General features: G+C 48.7%; 2 protein-coding genes, 4 tRNA genes and 1 rRNA gene. 1 reads left to right on the top strand and 6 read right to left on the bottom strand.

Features of this window, described 5'->3' with window-relative positions:
- Both RUMCAL_RS10430 and RUMCAL_RS10425 read right to left on the bottom strand, forming a co-directional pair.
- A partial coding sequence (locus RUMCAL_RS10430) for a GTP-binding protein (RefSeq protein WP_021682824.1) occupies positions 1–718 on the bottom strand: 718 nt, incomplete at its 3' end.
- Positions 719–976: 258 nt separating this feature from the next.
- Positions 977–1,240 carry a sporulation initiation factor Spo0A C-terminal domain-containing protein gene (locus RUMCAL_RS10425; RefSeq protein WP_040647933.1) on the bottom strand — a complete coding sequence of 88 codons (264 nt, stop codon included), beginning with the start codon at positions 1,238–1,240 and terminating at the stop codon, positions 977–979.
- Between the two features lie 310 nt (positions 1,241–1,550).
- Between RUMCAL_RS10425 and RUMCAL_RS10420 the strand changes: the two genes are divergently transcribed.
- Positions 1,551–1,626 (top strand) — tRNA-Trp (locus RUMCAL_RS10420).
- A 162-nt stretch (positions 1,627–1,788) separates the two neighbouring features.
- Here the strand turns inward: RUMCAL_RS10420 and RUMCAL_RS10415 are convergent.
- The 4 genes from RUMCAL_RS10415 to RUMCAL_RS10400 form a co-directional block, all read right to left on the bottom strand.
- A tRNA-Asn gene (locus tag RUMCAL_RS10415) sits at positions 1,789–1,864 on the bottom strand.
- 31 nt (positions 1,865–1,895) lie between these two features.
- Positions 1,896–2,011, bottom strand: a 5S ribosomal RNA gene (gene rrf, locus RUMCAL_RS10410).
- An 11-nt stretch (positions 2,012–2,022) separates the two neighbouring features.
- Positions 2,023–2,097: transfer RNA gene (locus RUMCAL_RS10405), tRNA-Glu, on the bottom strand.
- Between the two features lie 5 nt (positions 2,098–2,102).
- Positions 2,103–2,178, bottom strand: a tRNA-Lys gene (locus tag RUMCAL_RS10400).
- Positions 2,179–2,320 lie beyond the last annotated feature (142 nt).

Genomic DNA, 2,320 nt, shown 5'->3' with positions numbered 1-2,320 from the left:
TCTCGTCATGTTCGTCGTGGTCATGGTGGTGATGGTGTTCATGTTCCTCATGGTCATGATCGTGGTGGTGATGATCGTGTGCAGCGGCTTCTGCCAGCAATTCCTGTAATTCGTCGTCCAGTGTGTTCTTCTGGGTCATTGCCTCAACCAGCTGCTTGCCGGTCAGTTCTGCCCAGTCCGTGGTGACGACAGGAGCCTTTTCGTTGCAGGTCCGCAGGCGGCGAACGCAGTCGTCCAGCTTCTCCTGCGACAGACCAGCGGTATGGCTCAAGATCAGGCAGCTTGCATAGGTGATCTGATTGTTGAAGAACTCGCCGAAGTTCTTCTGATACATCTTGCACTTCTTGGCATCGACTACTGTGGTAAAGCCGTCCAGTTCCACGTCATGGGCATGGATATTCTGGACTGCACGAATGACATCGCTCAGCTTGCCCACGCCGGAAGGTTCGATCAGGATGCGATCCGGGTGGTACTGTTCCAGCACCTTTTCCAGAGCCTTGCCAAAGTCGCCTACCAGACTACAGCAGATACAGCCGGAGTTCATCTCGGTGATCTCTACGCCGGCGTCCTGCAAAAAGCCGCCGTCAATACCGATCTCGCCGAATTCGTTTTCGATGAGCACCAGCTTTTCGCCAACATAGCCTTCCTGAATCAGCTTCTGGATCAGCGTGGTTTTACCGGCACCCAAAAAGCCGGAGAATATTGTAATTTTTGTCATTTTTATCTGCACTTCTTTCTCTCGATCTCAACAGCCGGAAGCATATTTTCGCTGAGGCTGCATAATATTAGTATAGCACAGTTTTTCCGGAGATGCAAGGGCTTTTCGGGCAGTTTGCATGGAATTTTTATGAATGCAGAAGAACACGTTCCCAGCGAAACTGTTTCTCCAGAAAATGCAAAAGGACGGTTTTCACCGTCCCCTGCGTGGTTTCAGGAATATGGCACATTTTCCGCAAAAGATGTACAGATTTGGGAATTACCGTTTGACTGCCATTTCCGGCTGTTCCGATACAGCTGCGGATTCCGGCAGGATTCCCGCCGCCAGCAGCTGTGCGGCAATCCATGCGACAACGTCCTCCGGCTGCGGCTCGTCCTGCTGACGGGGGATTTCTGCCCACGCCTGCTGCACGTCCGCGTCCGGATTGTTCATGCCCTGCCGGATTGCCTCTGCGATTTCCGCCTGCACTTCCTCCGCAGAGGTGCAATATTGGTCTGCCACCTGTTTCCAAAGATTCTGCATATGAAAAAGCCTCCTTTTGTCAGACCTGTCGGGCGGCAAAGCCATTGCGATCGCCGATGGCTTCCGGCTTTTGCCGTTTCTGCGTTCCGACAGGTCTATTATATCAAATTCTGCTGTCGGCTTTTGTCGGAATCGTGCCGCAGTTTTCCCCTTTTCTGCCCCGATTCTGCCGGAATTCCGTACATTTTCGGACATATGTACGAAGTGTACAAATGTCAAATGAAAAAAATTGCAAAAAGTAGTTGACAAGGCGGTTTTTTTGTGCTATAATAATTTACGTTGCAGGTTTCCTGTACAAAATAATTTTCATAGGGGTATAGCTCAGCTGGTAGAGCAGTGGTCTCCAAAACCACGTGTCCCGAGTTCGATTCTTGGTGCCCCTGCCAAATGGAAAAACCGTCGCATGATATTGCGGCGGTTTTTGTTTTATCTGTATAAAGAAAGAAGCCCGATCCAGTTTGCCTTTGCGGTGAAAACTGAATCGGGCTTTTTTTCAATTCATCATATATAAAACAAAAAAGCGAATCACTTTCGTGATTCGCTTATCTTGGCTCCTCCAGTTGGACTCGAACCAACGACCCTGCGGTTAACAGCCGCATGCTCTACCGACTGAGCTATAGAGGAATATCTAAGAGCACATTTACATGTGCTCTTGTGCCGGCATTGCCCAATTTTTCCAGATCAAGATGATCAAGTATCGTAGGCGTAAAAGAGCTTAACTTCCGTGTTCGGAAAGGGAACGGGTGGAACCTCTTTGCCATAAACACCGACTAAAAGAAAAATGGTGACCCGTACCAGACTCGAACTGGTGATGCCGCCGTGAGAGGGCGGAGTCTTAACCGCTTGACCAACGGGCCTTAATTGGTGCACCATCGGGGACTCGAACCCAGGACCCACTGATTAAGAGTCAGTTGCTCTACCAACTGAGCTAATGGTGCATTTGCTATAATAAAATTATAGCATATAAGTTCCGTTTTGTCAAGGGGTAAAACCCATTTTTCTTTAAAAACTTTCAAACATTATAATGAACTCAAATGCTAAATCAAACGCAATGAACAAAAGGAAAAGCGAACGACCGAT

The sequence above is a fragment of the Ruminococcus callidus ATCC 27760 genome, assembly GCF_000468015.1.
In the GTDB taxonomy this organism is placed as follows: domain Bacteria; phylum Bacillota; class Clostridia; order Oscillospirales; family Ruminococcaceae; genus Ruminococcus_C; species Ruminococcus_C callidus.
The sequence above is the reverse complement of the archived record's forward strand: the minus strand, read 5'-3'. Positions and strand labels throughout refer to the sequence as shown.